Origin of the sequence: Kitasatospora indigofera, assembly GCF_014655955.1 — a bacterium.
GTDB lineage: Bacteria > Actinomycetota > Actinomycetes > Streptomycetales > Streptomycetaceae > Kitasatospora > Kitasatospora indigofera.
Map to the genome: position 1 here is coordinate 160,482 of NZ_BNBO01000003.1, position 17,350 is coordinate 177,831.

Annotated in this window: 17 protein-coding genes; 12 read left to right on the top strand and 5 right to left on the bottom strand. The window is 71.5% G+C overall.

From position 1 onward, the window contains the following. The first annotated feature begins 559 nt into the window (after positions 1–559). The 5 genes from IE329_RS04465 to IE329_RS04485 all read left to right on the top strand — a co-directional run bounded on the left by IE329_RS04465 (position 560) and on the right by IE329_RS04485 (position 5,440). The gene (locus IE329_RS04465; RefSeq protein ID WP_190209464.1) at positions 560–1,492 is read left to right on the top strand and encodes an ABC transporter substrate-binding protein; all 933 of its coding nucleotides are present in this window, start codon (positions 560–562) and stop codon (positions 1,490–1,492) included. A 454-nt stretch (positions 1,493–1,946) separates the two neighbouring features. Then, positions 1,947–2,882, top strand: a complete 936-nt coding sequence (locus IE329_RS04470; protein ID WP_190209465.1) for an ABC transporter substrate-binding protein — start codon at positions 1,947–1,949, stop codon at positions 2,880–2,882. A gap of 46 nt (positions 2,883–2,928) precedes the next feature. After that, positions 2,929–3,918 carry an amino acid ABC transporter permease gene (locus IE329_RS04475; protein WP_229927162.1) on the top strand — a complete coding sequence of 330 codons (990 nt, stop codon included), beginning with the start codon at positions 2,929–2,931 and terminating at the stop codon, positions 3,916–3,918. Then, positions 3,915–4,715 (top strand): amino acid ABC transporter ATP-binding protein, encoded by an 801-nt coding sequence (locus IE329_RS04480; RefSeq protein ID WP_308438334.1) that lies wholly within the window; start codon positions 3,915–3,917, stop codon positions 4,713–4,715. Before IE329_RS04475 ends, IE329_RS04480 begins: the two co-directional genes overlap by 4 nt. A gap of 137 nt (positions 4,716–4,852) precedes the next feature. Continuing rightward, the gene (locus IE329_RS04485) at positions 4,853–5,440 is read left to right on the top strand and encodes a CGNR zinc finger domain-containing protein (RefSeq protein ID WP_073926178.1); all 588 of its coding nucleotides are present in this window, start codon (positions 4,853–4,855) and stop codon (positions 5,438–5,440) included. A 44-nt stretch (positions 5,441–5,484) separates the two neighbouring features. Here IE329_RS04485 and sodX read toward each other — a convergent pair whose 3' ends face one another. Further along, a complete protein-coding gene (gene sodX / locus IE329_RS04490; RefSeq protein WP_190209593.1) occupies positions 5,485–5,925 on the bottom strand; it encodes a nickel-type superoxide dismutase maturation protease in 441 nt (146 codons plus the stop codon). A 184-nt stretch (positions 5,926–6,109) separates the two neighbouring features. Here sodX and sodN point away from each other — a divergent pair, with 184 nt between their 5' ends. The 5 genes from sodN (at position 6,110) to IE329_RS04515 (ending at position 10,132) form a co-directional block, all read left to right on the top strand. Further along, a complete protein-coding gene (gene sodN / locus IE329_RS04495) occupies positions 6,110–6,505 on the top strand; it encodes a superoxide dismutase, Ni (RefSeq protein WP_190209466.1) in 396 nt (131 codons plus the stop codon). Positions 6,506–7,165: 660 nt separating this feature from the next. Then, complete coding sequence (locus IE329_RS04500; protein WP_073926181.1) at positions 7,166–7,540, top strand: nuclear transport factor 2 family protein; 375 nt, start codon at positions 7,166–7,168, stop codon at positions 7,538–7,540. A 66-nt stretch (positions 7,541–7,606) separates the two neighbouring features. After that, complete coding sequence (locus tag IE329_RS04505; RefSeq protein WP_190209467.1) at positions 7,607–8,083, top strand: GNAT family N-acetyltransferase; 477 nt, start codon at positions 7,607–7,609, stop codon at positions 8,081–8,083. Between the two features lie 324 nt (positions 8,084–8,407). Continuing rightward, the gene (locus IE329_RS04510) at positions 8,408–8,821 is read left to right on the top strand and encodes an ATP-binding protein (RefSeq protein WP_190209468.1); all 414 of its coding nucleotides are present in this window, start codon (positions 8,408–8,410) and stop codon (positions 8,819–8,821) included. 177 nt (positions 8,822–8,998) lie between these two features. Further along, complete coding sequence (locus tag IE329_RS04515; protein WP_413789711.1) at positions 8,999–10,132, top strand: RNA polymerase sigma factor SigF; 1,134 nt, start codon at positions 8,999–9,001, stop codon at positions 10,130–10,132. A gap of 87 nt (positions 10,133–10,219) precedes the next feature. On the opposite strand, the gene IE329_RS04520 is transcribed toward IE329_RS04515, so the two are convergent. Then, entirely contained in the window at positions 10,220–10,645 is a 426-nt protein-coding gene (locus IE329_RS04520; RefSeq protein WP_190209470.1) for a hypothetical protein, read from the bottom strand. A 50-nt stretch (positions 10,646–10,695) separates the two neighbouring features. On the opposite strand from IE329_RS04520, the gene IE329_RS04525 reads away from it, so the two are divergent. Next, positions 10,696–11,667 (top strand): diacylglycerol/lipid kinase family protein, encoded by a 972-nt coding sequence (locus IE329_RS04525; protein WP_190209471.1) that lies wholly within the window; start codon positions 10,696–10,698, stop codon positions 11,665–11,667. A gap of 371 nt (positions 11,668–12,038) precedes the next feature. Then, complete coding sequence (locus tag IE329_RS04530) at positions 12,039–12,290, top strand: WhiB family transcriptional regulator (protein ID WP_014138019.1); 252 nt, start codon at positions 12,039–12,041, stop codon at positions 12,288–12,290. A 458-nt stretch (positions 12,291–12,748) separates the two neighbouring features. Here IE329_RS04530 and IE329_RS04535 read toward each other — a convergent pair whose 3' ends face one another. The 3 genes from IE329_RS04535 to IE329_RS04545 all read right to left on the bottom strand — a co-directional run bounded on the left by IE329_RS04535 (position 12,749) and on the right by IE329_RS04545 (position 17,197). Continuing rightward, complete coding sequence (locus tag IE329_RS04535) at positions 12,749–14,269, bottom strand: sensor histidine kinase (RefSeq protein WP_073926186.1); 1,521 nt, start codon at positions 14,267–14,269, stop codon at positions 12,749–12,751. Positions 14,270–14,651: 382 nt separating this feature from the next. Then, positions 14,652–15,713 (bottom strand): SIS domain-containing protein, encoded by a 1,062-nt coding sequence (locus tag IE329_RS04540; RefSeq protein ID WP_190209472.1) that lies wholly within the window; start codon positions 15,711–15,713, stop codon positions 14,652–14,654. Between the two features lie 173 nt (positions 15,714–15,886). Then, a complete protein-coding gene (locus IE329_RS04545) occupies positions 15,887–17,197 on the bottom strand; it encodes an extracellular solute-binding protein (RefSeq protein ID WP_190209473.1) in 1,311 nt (436 codons plus the stop codon). Positions 17,198–17,350: the final 153 nt, after the last annotated feature.

The window sequence follows — 17,350 nt, forward strand, 5'->3', positions numbered from 1 at the left end:
ATCAGCGAGAGCACGGTCCGACGGGCGGTCGACCCCGTCCAGGGAAACTGGAAACCGGGTACGCCGAAGCGGACCCGGATCGGGGTCGGGGCGCTGCCGTCGGGCGGCGCCCTCGGGGTGAGGGTTTTTGGGTCTGGTTGTCTGCGCTGTGCTTCCGGGCCGAGCGTAGGTCGGACGAAGGCATCGCACCTATGCCTTTTTGTCCTCGTCACGTGCTCTTCATCCCATTGCCGGTCACTTGACAGGCCAGGTTTCGGAAGTACCGGGCCCGGCGGCGGCAAGGAGGAAGGAACACGCACACCCGTGGGAGTGAACGCAGACACGGAGGGGAGCCGGTGTTCGGGATACGGAGCCGGCGTTCCCGGCTTCCGTTCCTTCGCACCCCGGGCCTGTCGCGGCCCGGCGGCCTGTGTTCGGGGTCGGGGGTCACCCGATAGCAGATTCTGACACACCCGCCGCCCGGCTCGTCGGGCCGGGATGGGAGGATCCCCCTTTCTGGTCACTTCCGCGCCCTCGCGGACGCCGGTCGCACCACCTCGCCCCACAGAGGAGCACCACCTTGCACCACCTCCCTTGCCTGCTCCCCGGCCGCCGGGCCCTGCCGGCCGCCGCCGCCCTCACCACCGCCTCGGCCCTGCTGCTCACCGGCTGCGGCGGCTCGGAGGCCTCGAAGGACCCCGCCGACGTGGTCAAGGCGGCCGTCCCCAAGGCGCAGCGCACCGCCGGGGTGCTGCGGATCGGCTCCGACCTGAACTACGCGCCGGTGGAGTTCCGCGGTGCGGACGGCAAGCCGGACGGCCTGGACCCGGACCTGGCCAACGCCCTGGGGAAGGTCCTCGACCTGCGGGTCGAGATCGTCGACACGCCGTTCGACAAGCTGATACCGGGCCTCAACGGCCGGCAGTTCGACGTGGCGATGTCCGCGATCAGCGACACGCCCCAGCGCCGTGACGCGCTCGGCGAGGACGGCAAGCCGACCGGTCAGCCGGGCGTGGACTTCGTGGACTACTTCATCGCCGGCACCTCGATCATCGTGCAGAAGGGCAACCCGAAGGGGATCCGGACGCTCGACGACATCTGCGGCCGCACCGTCGCGCTGCAGCGGGGCACCACCCAGGACGAGATCATCGGCCGCCAGGTCGCCGCCTGCAGCCGGCAGGGCAAGCCGCTCCAGGTGCACCGCTTCGACAGCGACGCGCAGGCCCTCGCCGAGGTGGCGGCCGGCACGGCGGTGGCCGGTTTCAACGACTTCCCGGTGGCGGCGTACGCGGCCAAGACCACGGACGGCGGGAACCGCTTCGAGGTCACGGGCTCGCAGTCGCAGTCCAGCCCGTACGGCATCGCGGTGAACAAGAGCGACACGGCGCTGCGCGACGCCGTGGCCAAGGGGCTGGACCAGCTGATCCGCAGCGGCGAGTACGACAAGATCCTCGCGAAGTGGAACGTGAGCGCGGGTGCCGCCCAGGCGGCGGCGATCAACGGGGGGCTGTGACCTCCGGTCACGCGGAGTGAGCGGGGGGCGCCGGCGATCCGGCCGCGCGGGGGGCCGTGCAGCGGGCACGGGCGGGTCGCCGGGCCGGGCGCGAACAGATCTGCATACTTATACACAGGGTGACAGGGACGCGATATTCGTCCGAATAGCGGACACCGAGACCCCTCGTTATCCGATTTTGATCTGGAACAGGGCATTCTGACGGTCATCTGATGACAGGATTCCCATCAACTCGGATCGAGCCGGCCACTGGTCGAGGCGGTTCGGTCGACGTCCACCTCGGCGGAGGGTGGCGGATCAGTACCCGGCACCACCTGCAGACCTCTCGCACCACCGGCTCGGCCCGTACGACGAGCGCAGCCCGTACAGCGCAGTACGGACAGCCGGCCCACGGTGTGCCGTACCCCCGACGGCGCACTCCGCCCGACCTCTCCATCAGGAGGAGACCCCCCTCATGACCGCTCGTACCCCGCGCACCCGCCTTCTCGCGGCCTGCGCCGTCCTCGCCTCCGCCACCCTCGCCCTGACCGCCTGCGGCAGCAGCGGCTCCAGCTCGGGCTCCGGCTCCACCGGTGCGAGTGCGGGCGCCACGGTCAAGGCCGTCACGGCCGACCCCGCCCTGGCGGCGCTCGTCCCGGCCGACATCAAGTCGGGCGGCAAGCTGGTCGTCGGCTCCGACGCGTCCTACGCCCCGAACGAGTTCCAGGACGACAAGGGCACCATCGTCGGCATGGACGTCGACCTGGCCAACGCCATCGCCGCGAAGCTCGGCCTCAAGGCCGAGGTCCAGAACGCCGGCTTCACCGCGATCATCCCGGGCATCGGCGCGAACAAGTACCAGCTCGGCATGAGCTCCTTCACGGACACCAAGGAGCGCGAGCAGACCGTCGACATGGTCACCTACTTCACCGCGGGCACCTCCTCCGCGGTCAAGAAGGGCAACCCGGACAAGATCTCCGCCGACGACCTCTGCGGCAAGAAGATCGCCGTCCAGACCGGTACCACCCAGGCCGACGCGATCGTCGACGTCATCAACCCGGCGTGCGTGAAGGCCGGCAAGCCGACCGTCCCGAACGACGGCGACAAGTTCGACCTGCAGACGGACGTCACCAACGCCGTGGTCTCCGGCCGCGACCAGGTGATGATGGCGGACTCCCCGGTCATCGACTACGCCCTCAAGCAGACCGGCGGCCAGCTGGAGAAGCTCGGTGCCACCACCGACTCCGCGCCGTACGGCATCGCGCTCGCCAAGGGTTCCGCGCTCACCCCGGCCGTCCAGCAGGCCGTCCAGGCGCTGATGGACGACGGCACGTACAAGGAGATCCTGCAGAAGTGGGGTGTCGAGGCCGGTGCGATCGACAAGGCTCAGCTCAACGGTGCCACCAGCTGACCCTCGTCGTCCCCGTTCCACAGCGACCCTTTTCTGAGGCCACAACGTGAACTCTCTCCACAAGGGGCCGGCAGCCCCGGGACGGCCTGATGTCATCAAGGCCGTCCCGGTCCGCCACCCCGGACGCTGGGTCGGAGCCGCAGTCATCCTGCTGCTCACGGCCATGCTGATCCACGCCATCGTGACCGTCCCCGCCTTCAAGTGGGATCTCGTCGGGCACTACCTCTTCGACGACCGCATCCTGCACGGCCTCGTGGTCACCCTGGAGCTGACCGCGCTCGCCATGGTCATGGGCGTGGTCGGCGGCATCCTGCTCGCGGTCATGCGGCTCTCGCCGAACCCCCTGCTCTCCGGCACCGCCTGGGTCTACATCTGGGTGTTCCGCGGGACCCCCGTGCTGGTCCAGCTGGTGTTCTGGAACTTCCTCGGCGTGCTCTGGGCCAAGCTCTCGATCGGCATCCCGTTCGGCCCGGCGTTCTGGTCGGAGCAGACCAACGTCCTGATCCCGACCTTCGTCGCGGCGCTGCTGGGCCTCGGCCTGAACGAGGCCGCGTACATGGCGGAGATCGTCCGCGGCGGCATCCAGTCGGTGGACGAGGGCCAGCTGGAGGCGTCCCAGGCCCTGGGCATGAACCGCTTCGACGCGATGCGCCGGATCATCCTGCCGCAGGCCATGCGCGTGATCATCCCGCCGACCGGCAACGAGACCATCTCGATGCTGAAGACCACCTCGCTGGTCAGCGTCATCGCCCTGGAGGAGCTGTTCCGGGCCGGGCAGAACATCTACTCGCGCAACTTCCAGAGCATCCCGCTGCTGATCGTGGTCAGCCTCTGGTACCTGTTCCTCACGTCGATCCTCACCGTCGGCCAGTACTACATCGAGCGGCACTACGCCCGCGGTTCCAACCGCTCGCTGCCGCCGACACCGCTGCAGCGACTGGGCGGACTGTTCCGGGGTATCAAGTCGGCACCGGCGGCGAAGCCTGCGAACGCGGGCGGCCACGGCGGCGGCGGCGAAGGCGGAGGTGCGGCATGACCGATCTGACGAAGTCCCCCGCGGACACCGTGCCCGCCGGCCCGATGGTGAAGGCCGAGGCCGTGCACAAGTCGTACGGCCTGGTCGAGGTGCTCAAGGGCATCGACCTGGAGGTCAAGCAGGGCGAGGTGTTCTGCCTGGTCGGCCCGTCCGGCTCGGGCAAGTCGACCTTCCTGCGGTGCATCAACCACCTGGAGAAGGTCAACGCCGGACGCCTCTGGGTGGACGGCGAGCTGGTGGGCTACCGCCAGAAGGGCGACAAGCTCTACGAGCTCAGGGACCGCGAGGTCGCGATGAAGCGCCGGGACATCGGCATGGTCTTCCAGCGCTTCAACCTCTTCCCGCACATGACCGCGATCGAGAACGTCATCGAGGCGCCGGTCCAGGTCAAGGGCGAGAGCAAGGGCGACGCCCGGGAGCGGGCGATGGCCTTGCTGGAGCGGGTCGGACTGGCCGACAAGGCCAAGAACTACCCGTCCCAGCTCTCCGGCGGCCAGCAGCAGCGCGTCGCGATCGCCCGCGCGCTGGCGATGAAGCCGAAGCTGATGCTCTTCGACGAGCCCACCTCGGCGCTCGACCCCGAGCTGGTCGGCGACGTCCTGGACGTCATGCGCGGCCTGGCCGAGGAGGGCATGACGATGATCGTCGTCACCCACGAGATGGGCTTCGCCCGCGAGGTCGGCGACGCGCTGGTGTTCATGGACGGCGGCGTGGTCGTCGAGTCCGGCAACCCGCGCGAGGTGCTCACCAACCCGCAGCACGAGCGGACCAGGGCGTTCCTCTCCAAGGTGCTCTGACCCCCCTCCGGGGCCGTGCCCCGGTCCGGGACGGTCCGGCGCCCGGCAGGTGCCAACCTGCCGGGCGCCGCCGCGTTTCCCCCCAAAAGTAATAGGCTGGAGCCAGCTCACCCGTTACCGGCCCTGGAAGGACCACCGTGGAGCTCGCCTCGTACGCCGACTTCGCCGTCCGGCTCGTCAACAGCGAGCAGCCCTGGCGCGGCACCGACCAGCTGACGTCGGTGGACGCCGTACGGAGCCTGTTCGGCAGCCCGTCCCGCGCCGCCTCGCTCGCCGACGAGTCCGACCTGCCCCGCCTGCGGGCCGCCCGGACCAGGCTGCGCGGGGTCTTCGAGGCCGCCGCCGAGGGGGACGAGGTGCGGGGCGTCGACCTGCTCAACAGCCTGATGATCGAGTACCCGGTCAGCCCGCTGGTCTCCGGGCACGACTACCTGGACGAGAACGGCCGCCCGCGCTGGCACCTGCACCTCGCCGACAACGCGCCCACCGCCGCCGCCAACTACACCGCGGTGGCCTGCATGGGCCTGGCCATCCACCTCACCGAGCTCGGCGCCGACCGGCTCGGCATCTGCCAGGCCGCCCCCTGCCGCAACGCCTACCTGGACACCTCCACCAACCGCTCGCGCCGCTACTGCTCCGACCGCTGCGCCACCCGCGCCAACGTCGCCGCGTACCGGGCCCGCAAGCGCCAGGAGGCCCTGGAGGCGACCGCCGCCCAGGCCTGAGCCGTCCGGCCCCGCGCCCGCCCGGACCGGCCGCCGCACGGCGGTCACAGCTCCGGGCTGAGCCAGACCCCCAGCCGCCGGGCCAGCCCCGGCACCCGGGCCAGCGGGCCGGCCAGCACCGCCCGCTCCAGCCACCGCGACGGCGCCAGCCAGGCCGGCCCGGGGCGCACCCTCAGCAGCACCCGGCCGAGCACCAACTCGTCCGGAACCGCCCCGAACTGACGGCTGTCGCTGTCCACCGGCCGGTTGTCCGAGAGCAGCCACCAGCCGCCGCCGCGCCGCCCGTCCGCCCGCTTCACCAGGCGCAGGTCCTGCTGCAGCGGGTGCCGGAACAGCACCACCGCGCCCGGCCTGATCCGTGCCCCGTAGCGGACCACCACCAGGTCGCCGTCGTGGAGCGTCGGCACCATCGACGGCCCCGCCACGTCGACCACGCCGAACGGCAGCAGACCGCCGCCGGGCACGCCGCCCGCCGGCTCCTCCATCGGCCCCACGCCTACCTCCTCCGGTTGACCGCGTCCAGTGTCCCGCACCGGACCTCGCCCGCCCGTGTCCGAAATCAACCGGTTCAGGCTCCGCCTTTGGCCCTAGGCCCCCGGGGCCACCGCGAAAGCCGCCGTCCGGCGGGGTAATCTCAGCCGCGGGAAGACGATCTAAGGAAGGACTCCCATGTTCTCTCGTCTGTTTGCACCTCGCGCCACCGCCCAGGCCCACTGCGACCTGCCCTGCGGCGTTTACGACCCGGCCCAGGCCCGGATCGAGGCCGAGTCCGTGAAGGCCACGCAGGAGAAGTACCAGGCCAACGAGGACGCGCACTTCCGCGCTCGCGCCATCATCATCAAGGAGCAGCGCGCCGAGGCCGTCAAGCACCACATCTCGGTGCTCTGGAGCGACTACTTCAAGGCCCCGCACTTCGAGAAGTACCCGCAGCTGCACCAGCTCATCAACGACACCCTGAAGGCCGCCTCGGCCACCAAGGCGTCGACGGACCCGGCCACCGGCCAGGCCCTGCTGGACCTCATCGCCGAGGTCGACAAGATCTTCTGGGAGACCAAGCAGGCCTGACGCCTGGTCGGACCCCGCACCACGACGCCCCCCGCTCGCCCGACGAGCGGGGGGCGTCGCGCTGCCCGGGGCCGGGCGCCCGTACCCGGCGGCACCGGGGGCGGCGGGCAACGCGGCCGACACGGCGGGCGGTTCGCCGGGGGCGGAGACCACCGGCGGGCGCCGCGGCCGGGTCGCCCGGGGGCCGTCGCGTCGATCCGCGGGGCGGGCCGCACCCTGGCTGCCTCCGGCGCCCGGAGGTCCTACGGGGCCGCCGGCGCCGCCGGACGGGACCTGAGCGGGCCGCAGATGACGTCCGGTCAGTCCCCCTGCCGTGCCCCCGCCCTGCCCGCCCCTGGCGGCCCCGGCGGGCGACCCGCTCCCCCGCCGGGGGAAGGCGCGGAGCAGCCGGGGGACCGGCGGGCCGGGCCGTCCGGCGGAGACCGTCGCGGGCCGGACGGTGCCGCGGGCCCGGCGCCGCCGTGGGCCCGCGCGGCCGGCGGGGGTGTCCGGCCGGGGCCGGACCCGGGCGGCGGGCCGGCCGGGCACCCGGGACCCCCGCACACCCCGCCACCGTCGCGGCGCCGGCCGCCGGCCGCCGGTCCGCGCACGGTGGAGCCCGGCCGAGCTCCCGGGCGTAGGCTCGTTGGTACCACTGGTACCAACCGGAGGAGAGCCATCATGGGCACCACGGCGGCACCGACCGCCTTCGACACCAGAGCACTTCGCGAAGGCATCGAGCACCGGGACGCCGACACCCTGCTCGCGCTCTACGCGGACGACGCCGAGCTCCGCATGGTCGACCACAAGACCCAGCCGAGCCACCCCCTGGTCATGCACGGCCGCTCGGAGATCAGCGCCATGCTGGCCGACGTCTACGGCCGGGAGATGACCCACAAGCTGGAGCAGGTCGTCGTCCAGGGCGACCACGTGGCCTTCATGGAGTCCTGCCTGTACCCGGACGGGGTCAGGGTGCTCTGCACCTCGGTCGCCGACCTCAGGGACGGCCGGATCGTCGACCAGACGTCCATCCAGGCCTGGGACGAGCAGGAGTGAGCCGCCCGCCGGCCCCGCCGGATCGGTACATCCCGCCCGGCCGGCGCTTTGAGTACCCTCGACAACATGATCCGTACCGCCGCCATAACCGATGTCCCGGTCATCCACGCCATGATCCGCGAGCTCGCGGACTACGAGAAGGCCCTGCACGAGGCGCAGGCGACCGAGGAACAGCTGCGTGAGGCGCTGTTCGGTGCGAACCCGGCACTGTTCGGCCTGATCGCGGAGGACGACAGCACCGGCGAGCCGGTCGGCTTCGCCCTGTGGTTCCTCAACTTCTCGACCTGGCGCGGCACCCACGGCATCTACCTGGAGGACCTGTACGTCAGCCCGGCCTCCCGGGGCGGCGGGCACGGCAAGGCCCTGCTGCTGGAGCTGGCCCGGATCGCGGTGGAGCGCGGCTACTCGCGGGTGGAGTGGTCGGTGCTCGACTGGAACGAGCCGTCGATCAACTTCTACAAGTCGCTCGGCGCGGTGCCGATGGACGGCTGGACCGTCTACCGGCTGACCGACGAGGCGCTGGCGGAGGCCGGCCGCCGCTGACCGGCCGCCGCCGCCGTCCCGGGAGCCGCCCGGAAAGCCGGTGGGGTCAACCCCTGCCACCCTGCGTCGCGAGGGCTTACCATGAGTGACCCTTGCTTCCGGAGTCGCTCGTTCCCGTGACGACGGTCAAGGATCGCGACATCCGCCCACTGATCGCGGTAACGTCTCGGGCGGATGCGCGGCGTCCGGCCACCCCTACCGGGGTATGAACCGGTACGTACCGCACCACCCCTCTGGACAGTTGGGGCGAAGCAGTTGAGCCAAGCAACAGACAGTGCCGCGGCCTCGGGGCCGGAAGCACAGCGCGTCACCCAGGAGGTGAGGGTGTCCCAGATCGACGGCGAGCCCGGAGTGAAGGACTTCGTGGAAGTCCGGCTGCCCGCGGCGGGGGCCTACCTCTCGGTGCTGCGAACAGCAACGGCGGGCCTCGCGGCCCGGCTGGACTTCACCCTGGACGAGATCGAGGATCTCCGGATCGCGGTGGACGAGGCCTGCGCCATCCTGCTCCAGCAGGCGGTGCCGGGTTCGGTCCTCTCCTGCGAGTTCCGGCTGGTCGGCGACTCGCTCAGGGTCACGGTCTCGGCGCCGACCACCGACGGCCGGGCACCGGAGCGGGACACCTTCGCCTGGACGGTGCTCTCCGCGCTGGCCGGCGAGGTGGACTCCTCGGTCGCCGACGACCGGACAGTGTCGATCAGCCTGCACAAGAAGCGCGGTGGATCCCCGGCCCAGCCGTAGCGGCGCCGCGCGGGAGCGCGGCGCACGACGCACCACCGAGCAAGGGCCGTACGCCCGGCGCCGCACCGGGCCGCGCGTACGGCTCCCGGTACCGCCCCACCGCGGTACGACCAACGAGATGACTCCGGGGCCGCGACCGCGGCTCCGGCGCTCCCGGAACGGAACGGGGGAATGGCCGTGAGTGATCTGGACCGTACGGGTACCGACCGGCGAACGGCCGGCTCCGCCGAAGCGGCTGCCGACGCCGTCGCGCAGGCCCGCGCCCTCGCGACGGCCGGACGGGCCGTACCGCCCCAGGCGAGCGTTCCCGGCCTCGCCGCCCACGACGACGCGCACCCGAAGGACGCCCACCGGATGAGCCAGCCGACCGAGCCGACGTCCGATCCGTCGACGCCGCCGCCGTCGACCGAGCCCGCGGCCGAGCCGTCGGCCGAACCGGCGGCCGCGCTGCCGGACGAGGACACCACGGCCGTCCCGGACGCCGAGGCGGCCGGGGCGGCCGGCGCCGCGGTGCGCGCCGCCGTGCCGGCGCAGCCGACCCCGCACCGCTCCGGGGCCCCGGACCGGGAGGCCGCCCGGGCGCTGTTCGTGCGGCTCTCCGCGCTGCCCGAGGGCTCGGCCGAGCGGGTGGAGCTGCGCAACCAGCTGGTCCGGATGCACATCCCGCTGGTGGAGCACCTGGCCCGGCGCTTCCGCAACCGCGGCGAGCCGCTGGACGACCTCACCCAGGTCGCCACCATCGGCCTGATCAAGTCGGTGGACCGCTTCGACCACGAGCGCGGGGTGGAGTTCTCCACCTACGCGACGCCGACCATCGTGGGCGAGATCAAGCGGCACTTCCGCGACAAGGGCTGGGCCGTCCGGGTCCCGCGCCGGCTGCAGGAGCTGCGGCTGTCGCTGACCACGGCGACCAGCGAGCTCTCCCAGCGGCACGGGCGCTCCCCCACGGTGCACGAGCTGGCGGAGCACCTGGGGATCTCCGAGGAGGACGTGCTGGAGGGCCTGGAGTCCGCCAACGCGTACAGCACGCTCTCGCTGGACGTCCCGGACAGCGACGACGAGTCGCCGGCCGTGGCGGACACCCTGGGGACGACCGACGAGGCGCTGGAGGGCGTCGAGTACCGGGAGTCGCTCAAGCCCCTGCTGGCCCAACTCCCGCCCCGCGAGCAGAAGATCCTCGTCCTGCGGTTCTTCCGGAACATGACGCAGTCGCAGATCGCCACCGAGGTCGGCATCTCCCAGATGCACGTCTCCCGGCTGCTCGCCCGGACCTTGGCACAGCTGCGGGAGAAGCTCCTCGTCGAGGAGTAGCGGCCCGCGGACGCCGAACGCCGGCACACCCTCGGGTGTGCCGGCGTTCGGCGTCCGCTGCCCCGCTGCCGGCCCTCGGCGGGCCGCTCAGCCCTCGCGCGGCGGGTACAGCACGGCGGTCACCGTCGGGTTCAGCAGCGAGCCGATGCCGACGACGCCGAGCAGCGCCACGAACACCGCCAGCACCGGCATCACGCCGCCGCTCTGCCACATGTAGTACGCCACCGGCAGGCAGATCGAACTGGTCAGCACCGCCGGGCTCCGGCCCCAGCTGCGGAGCTTCAGCAGCCCCCGGGCGGCGAGCAGCGGCATCAGGCCGAGCAGCAGGATGACGAAGCCGCCGAAGACGCTCAGCCCCCGGTCGATCGGGTCGCCCACCAGCGCGGCGATCATGTCGTAGCCGCCCCAGACGACCAGGGCCGCGCCCTGGAGCGCGGCGATCGCCGCGCCGACGAGCAGCGAGGTGGGGCGGGTGGCGGTGGCGGGCGTCCGGCCGGCGGTTTCTGCGGTCACCCAAGCAGGGTAGCCGCCGCCCTCCGGGCACCGACCCGTAGGCTGGGCCCATGCGCGCTCTCCTGGTCGTGAATCCGAAGGCGACCACCACCAGTGCCCGCACCAGGGACGTCCTCACCCATGCGCTGCGCAGCGACCTCAAGCTGGAGGTCGCCCACACCCAGTACCGCGGGCACGCCCGCGACCTGGCCCGGCAGGCGGCCGACGACGGCGCGGTGGACCTCGTGGTGGCCCTGGGCGGCGACGGCACCGTCAACGAGGTCGTGAACGGCCTCCTGGCGCACGGCCCGGGCGAGCGGGTGCCGCGGCTCGCGGTGGTGCCGGGCGGCAGCACCAACGTGTTCGCCCGCGCGCTCGGGCTGCCCAACCACCCCGTGGAGGCCACCGGGGTGCTGCTGGACGCCCTGGACCAGCGCCGGGAGCGCCCGGTCGGACTGGGCAAGGCGATGACCGAGGGCCTGCCGGACCGCTGGTTCACCTTCACCGCGGGCCTGGGCTTCGACGCCGGCGTGGTGGGCCGGGTGGAGGAGCAGCGCAGGGCGGGGCGCAAGTCCACCCACGCGCTCTACGTCGGACAGGCACTGCGGCACTACGTCACCGAGCGTGAACACCGCCGGGCGGGCCCGGTGACCCTTGAGATTCCGGGCCGGGCACCGACCCCCGGCCTGGTGCTGACCATAGTCAGCAACACCTCGCCGTGGACCTTCCTCGGGAACCGTCCGGTGTATCCCTCCCCGCTCGCTTCCTTCGACACGGACTTGGACGTTTTCGGCATCACCCGGATGACGGCGTTCGGAACCGCTCGAACGGTCCGTCAGATCCTGCGGTCACACACGCCTTCGAAGGACGACGCGCAGGCGGCGGGGCCGCTGGGCAAGCACGCCATCTCCTATCACGACGTCCGGCACTTCACCTTGGTTTCACAGGAACCGGCCCCGTTTCAGGTCGACGGGGACCACCTTGGAGACAGGAGTCGCGTCAGTTTCACAGGCGTTCGGCGGGCACTGCGTGTGATTGTGTGACCAGAAGAGGGTTTCGCCCTTCTTCTCGAACGCACAAGCCCCCTTCACTCCATAGAAGTACGGGCTGTGAGCTAGGCGACACCGAAGAATCAAAAATTCCTACTCGAAGGGGGTTGTATCCGGGCCCGAGGTTTGCGAACCTCTACATGGCGATCGGGACGCATCGCACCGGCAACAACGTCAGAGCCTGACGGACGCGGCCGGGGCGCTTCCCCTGAATCACCCGAACCCCACCCCAGCACAGACCACCCGGGCCCGATGGGCCTTTGGTCCCTTTTGCTGTTGAGGGATTCGTGAAAGCGTTCACATTCACAAGCCCATCGATTGCGCCGGCCGGGCCACCGCCTGCCGGCAGGAGGAGTTGGACGACCATGGACTGGCGCCACCGCGCTGTCTGCCGCGAAGAGGACCCGGAGCTTTTCTTCCCGATCGGGAACACCGGTCCTGCTCTGCTGCAGATCGAGGAAGCCAAGGCCGTGTGCCGCCGCTGTCCCGTAATGGAGCAGTGCCTGCAGTGGGCTCTTGAGACCGGCCAGGACGCCGGCGTCTGGGGCGGTATGAGCGAGGACGAGCGTCGCGCGATGAAGCGCCGTGCTGCCCGCAACCGCGCCCGCACCGCCTGATCGAAGCACCATCAGCCGTCGGGCCACCCGGCGGCCGCACGACCCGATCAACCCATGATCAAGGGCTTCCCTGCCTCTTCTGGCGAAGCCTTCCGTATGAGGGGCCGCACTCCGGTGAGGTTCCGCGACGCCGAGCGGCCCAGGTACTTGATACTGCTCACTGAGAGCAATATTGTGGGCCTAGGGCGCTCACCGTGCGCAACGCGTCGGTGATCGTCGCATCACCCAGAGCCCCCGTTCCGGCCGACTCCCCCCGACGGCCGGAACGGGTTGAGAGGCCCTGTCGACCCACCCCCCCCGGTCGACAGGGCCTCGTTTTTGTGTCCGCGCTTCCCCGGCCACAGGCGCCCGCCGGTGCCGAGGGGCGCCCGCGACAGCCGCGCACGCCCCCAACTTCCCTGCCCCGGGCCGCCGTTCGGCCGACCGCCGGGGCAGCCGCCGAGGCCGCCCCGGGCCGGTCAGCGGACGGGGATCTCCAGCACCACCTTCGTGCCGCCGTCCGGCGCCGCCACCATGTCGAAGGTGCCGCCCAGCTCGCCGGTCGCCAGCGTCCGGACGATCTGCAGGCCCAGATTGCCCGCCTGCTGCGGGTCGAACCCCTCGGGCATCCCCCGGCCGTCGTCCTGCACGGTGATCAGCAGGTACTCCTCCGGCTTCGCCCCGCCGTTCCAGCTGTCCGACCAGCCCATCCCGGTGGCCGGCGCCCGCCCGCGCAGGGCGCTCACCTCCAGGTTCCCGGCGTCCTTGCCGCCGAAGGCGTGCTCCAGGGCGTTCTGCAGCAGCTCGGTCAGCACCATCGCCAGCGGCGTCGCCACCTCGGCGGACAGGATGCCGAAGCTGCCGCTGCGGCGGGTCGCCACCCGGCCGTCCTGGGACAGCTCCATGACCATCGCCAGCACCCGGTCGGCGATCTCGTCGAAGGCGACCTGCTCGTCCAGCGTCTGCGACAGGGTCTCGTGCACGATCGCGATCGAACCGACCCGGCGCACCGCCTCGTCCAGCGCGGCCCGCCCGGCGTCCGAGTCCATCCGGCGGGACTGCAGCCGCAGCAGCGCCGCGACCGTCTGCAGGTTGTTCTTCACCCGGTGGTGGATCTCCCGGATGGTGGCGTCCTTGGTCATCAGCTCCCGGTCGCGCCGGCGCAGCTCGGTGACGTCCCGGGCCAGCACCAGCGAGCCGGTGAGCACCCCCTTGGGCTTGAGCGGGATGGCCCGCAGGGTCACCACGCCCCCCTGCGCCTCCACCTCGGTCTGCCGGGGCGCCCACCCGCTGGCCAGCTTCACCAGTGCCTCGTGCACGGCGCCGCGCGAGGGCGGCGCCAGCTCGGCGGTACTGCGACCCAGGTGACTGCCCACCAGGTCGGTGGTCAGTCCGAGCCGGTGGTACGCCGAGAGCGCGTTCGGGCTGGCGTAGGTGACGATGCCGTCCGCGTCCAGCCTGATCAGGCCGTCGCCGACCCGGGGCGCCGCGTCCATGTCGGTCTGCTCGACGCCCGGGTAGGGGAACGAGCCGGCCGCGATCATCTGGGCCAGGTCCGAGGCGCTCTGCAGGTAGGTGAGCTCCAGCCGGCTGGGCGTGCGGACGGTCAGCAGGTTGGTGTTGCGGGCGATCACCCCCAGCACCTTGCCCTCGCGCCGGACGGGGATCGACTCGACCCGCACCGGCACCTCCTCGCGCCACTCCGGGTCGCCCTCGCGGACGATCCGGCCCTCGTCGAAGGCGGCGTCCAGCAGCGGGCGCCGGCCACGCGGCACGAGGTGGCCGACCATGTCGTCCTGGTACGAGGTCGGACCGGTGTTCGGCCGCATCTGGGCCACCGAGACGTACCGGATGCCGTCCCAGGTGGGGATCCAGAGCACCAGGTCGGCGAAGGAGAGGTCGGAGAGCAGCTGCCACTCCGAGACCAGCATGTGGAGCCACTCCACATCGGCACCGGTCAGGGTGGTGTGGCGGCGGACGAGTTCATTCAGCGAGGGCACAGGGCCGAGCGTAGTCGCAGCACCGCCGCCGGGCCCTGCCGGAGGCCCCCGCCAGGTTGTCCAGACCAATTCCGGCCCGGCCCTGGACAAGCCAGATTGGTCTAGTCCACAATGAAGAAGCACCAAGGAGAGGCCCCCGCGCAAACTGCCCTGACCGCGCGCGGCCGCTCCTCGGTCGGACACCGCCGAGCGAGGACCCCGCACAGTTCTCGGTCGGAAGCGGCGTCCGACGACAGCTCCGGGCTGCGGTGCCGCATGGGTTGAGGGTCCCGTGTCGGCGCCGTGGCCCGTAGTGCTTTCCGGGCCCGGGCGGCCCCTCCCCCGTCATGCCGAAGCGCCCGTCCACAGGCTGTGGACGGGCGCTTCGTCGTGCTGCCGGGCGTCAGTGGGTCTCGGTGACCTTCGCCAGGGCGCGCGGGGCGTCCGGGTCCTGGCCGCGGGCGATGGTGACCTCGTAGGCCAGCAGCTGGAGCGGCAGGATCTCCAGGATCGTCTGGACCTCCTCGGGCACGCCGGCGGGCAGCGCGAAGCCCGCGGAGGCGGCGTCCACCTGGCTCTGCTGGCCGATCACCACCAGGTCCGCACCGCGGCCGCGCAGGCGGTCCAGGACGGGCTGCAGGGCCTCCCCGCCCTTGCCGTCCGGCACGATGGCGATGACCGGGGAGACGTTGTCCACCATCGCCAGCGGGCCGTGCAGGAGGTCCGCGCCGGAGAACGGCGAGGCCGGGATGTAGGTGGTCTCCATCAGCTTGAGGGCCGCCTCGCGGGCCGTCGGGTAGCCGTAGCCCCGCGAGGTGATGACCAGGCGCTGGGCGAACCGGTAGCGCTCGGCCAGCGCCTTGATCTCGGCCTGCCGGGCCAGGATGCCGGCGGCCAGCCCCGGCAGCGCCTTGGCGGCCGAGCCGTCCCCGCCGCGCAGGCCCTCGACCAGCAGGTACAGCGCGAGCAGCTCGGCGGTGTAGGTCTTGGTGGCCGGCAGCGCCTTCTCCGGCCCGGCCAGCACGTCGATGTGGAACTCGGAGACCTCGGCGAGCGGCGACGCCGCGTTGTTGGTCACGGCCAGCGTGATGGCGCCGGCCTCGCGGGCCGCCTTGGTGGAGGCGACCAGGTCCGGCGAGCCGCCGGACTGGCTGACGGTGACGACCAGGACGTCGGTGAGGTCCGGCTTGGCACCGTAGGCGGTGGTGGTGGACATCGAGGTGAGGCCGGCGGGCTTGCCCAGCAGGATCTCGATCAGGTACTTCGCGTACAGCGCCGCGTTGTCGGACGTGCCGCGGGCGGTCAGCAGGACGAAGCGGGGGTTGCGGGACGCGATCTCGGCGGCGATCTCCCGGATCTTCGGGGCGCCCTCGTCGAGGATGCGTTGCAGGACGGCCGGCTGCTCGGCCATCTCCGCCGCCATGATCCGGCCGGGGACGGCTGAGAGGGTCTGCGGGTCGGACATCTGGATGCCTCCGATGAGATGGTTCAACCCCTACGGGCGGCTGCCCGGCGGGGACCTCTACGGCGGCGAGTCCGCACACTCGCTCCGGTGATTGCGCTGCAATCCTACGGGGGCACCCCCGGCGGGCACAGCCGGGAGCGCCGTCCGGGGGCCCGGACGGCGCTCGCGACGGGTCAGGCCGGGTTGTTGATCAGCTGGTTGATCAGGGCGTCGGCCTCCTTGGTGGCCTGGTCCACCGACTTGCCCTTGAAGATCGAGTTCAGCATGTTGACCAGCACGTTCTGCTTCTCGATGGCCCCCCAGCCCGGCGCCAGCGGGGTGAACCAGGCGTCCGGCACCGCGTTGGCCGCGGCCGCCGTGGCCGGCTTGCTCTTCAGCGCCTCCAGCTGGCTCAGGTTGTTCGGCAGGATGTCCTTGTCCGCGAGGAACTGCTCGGACTTCGTGCTGGTGAACATCCGGATCCAGTCGGCGGCGAGGTCCCGGACGGGCGACTTCGCGGTGACGGCCAGGTCGGAGCCGCCGATGAAGGAGGGCAGCGGCTTGCCGCCCGGGCCGGGCATGGTCGCCACCTTGACCGCGTCCTTGAGGGTCGGGTCGCCGGTGACCGGGGCGACGGCGCTGCCGGCCTCCCAGCCGTTGCCGTAGAGCACGGCGGCACGCTTGCGGGCGAGCACGGTGGCCTGCCCGCTCTCGTTGACCGTCAGGTCGTTGTGGTTGTACTTCTGCACCAGGTCGACGAAGTGCTGGACACCCTGCTGCGACTTGGGGTCGTTGAGCGTCCCGTGCCAGTTGCCGGCGCTGTCGAAGCGGGCGATGGCACCGCCGTAGGCGGCGACGTAGCTCATGGCCGCGTACCAGTAGGGGCCGGGCAGGTAGAGCGCGGAGAAGGTCTTGTCGGCCTTGTTCCTGTCCGCGACCTTGTCGAGCGCGGCGCGCATCTCGTCCTCGTTCTGCGGCAGGTCCGCGACGCCGGTGGCCTGCTGGAACATCGCCGAGTTGTAGATGCCGACGCGGGCGCCGGCGTAGTACGGGACGCAGAACAGCTTGTCCTGGTAGGTACAGGTGTTGACCAGGCCGCGGATCCAGTTGTCGGCGTTGTCGAAGCTGGCCTTGTCGACCGGCGCGAGCGAGCCGTTGAGGATGTACTTCATGGTCTCGGTGTTGCCGAGCTCGACCACGTCGGGCGCGGCGCCCTGCTCCAGCGCGCCGTCCAGCTTGGCGACCTTCTGGGTCCACTCCTGGTAGGCCAGCTTCAGGGTGACCTTCGGGTACTTGGCGGCGAAGTCGTCGTTGACCCGCTGCACCAGCTCCGGCCAGCTGGTCTGGGCGTCGTTCATCAGCCAGACCGTGACGGTGCCCGTCATCTCCTTGGGGTCCGCCGCCTTGGTGGCCCCGTCCTGCGCGGAGCGGGCTCCCGACCCGCATCCCGCGACCGAGGCGGCGAGCGCCGCGATCCCGAACATCGCCATGAGCTGACGCTTCACGTCATCCTCCCGAGGGTGCAAAAAAATGTGCCCACCGACGGCGTGTTCGAGCCACCTGGATCACCGAGGTGGGCAGCGCGGAGCCTGGGAGGGTCAATACCACATCCGGTCAGGATTGGTTCAGACCAGATTCCTGGAGCTTGGCCTAGACCA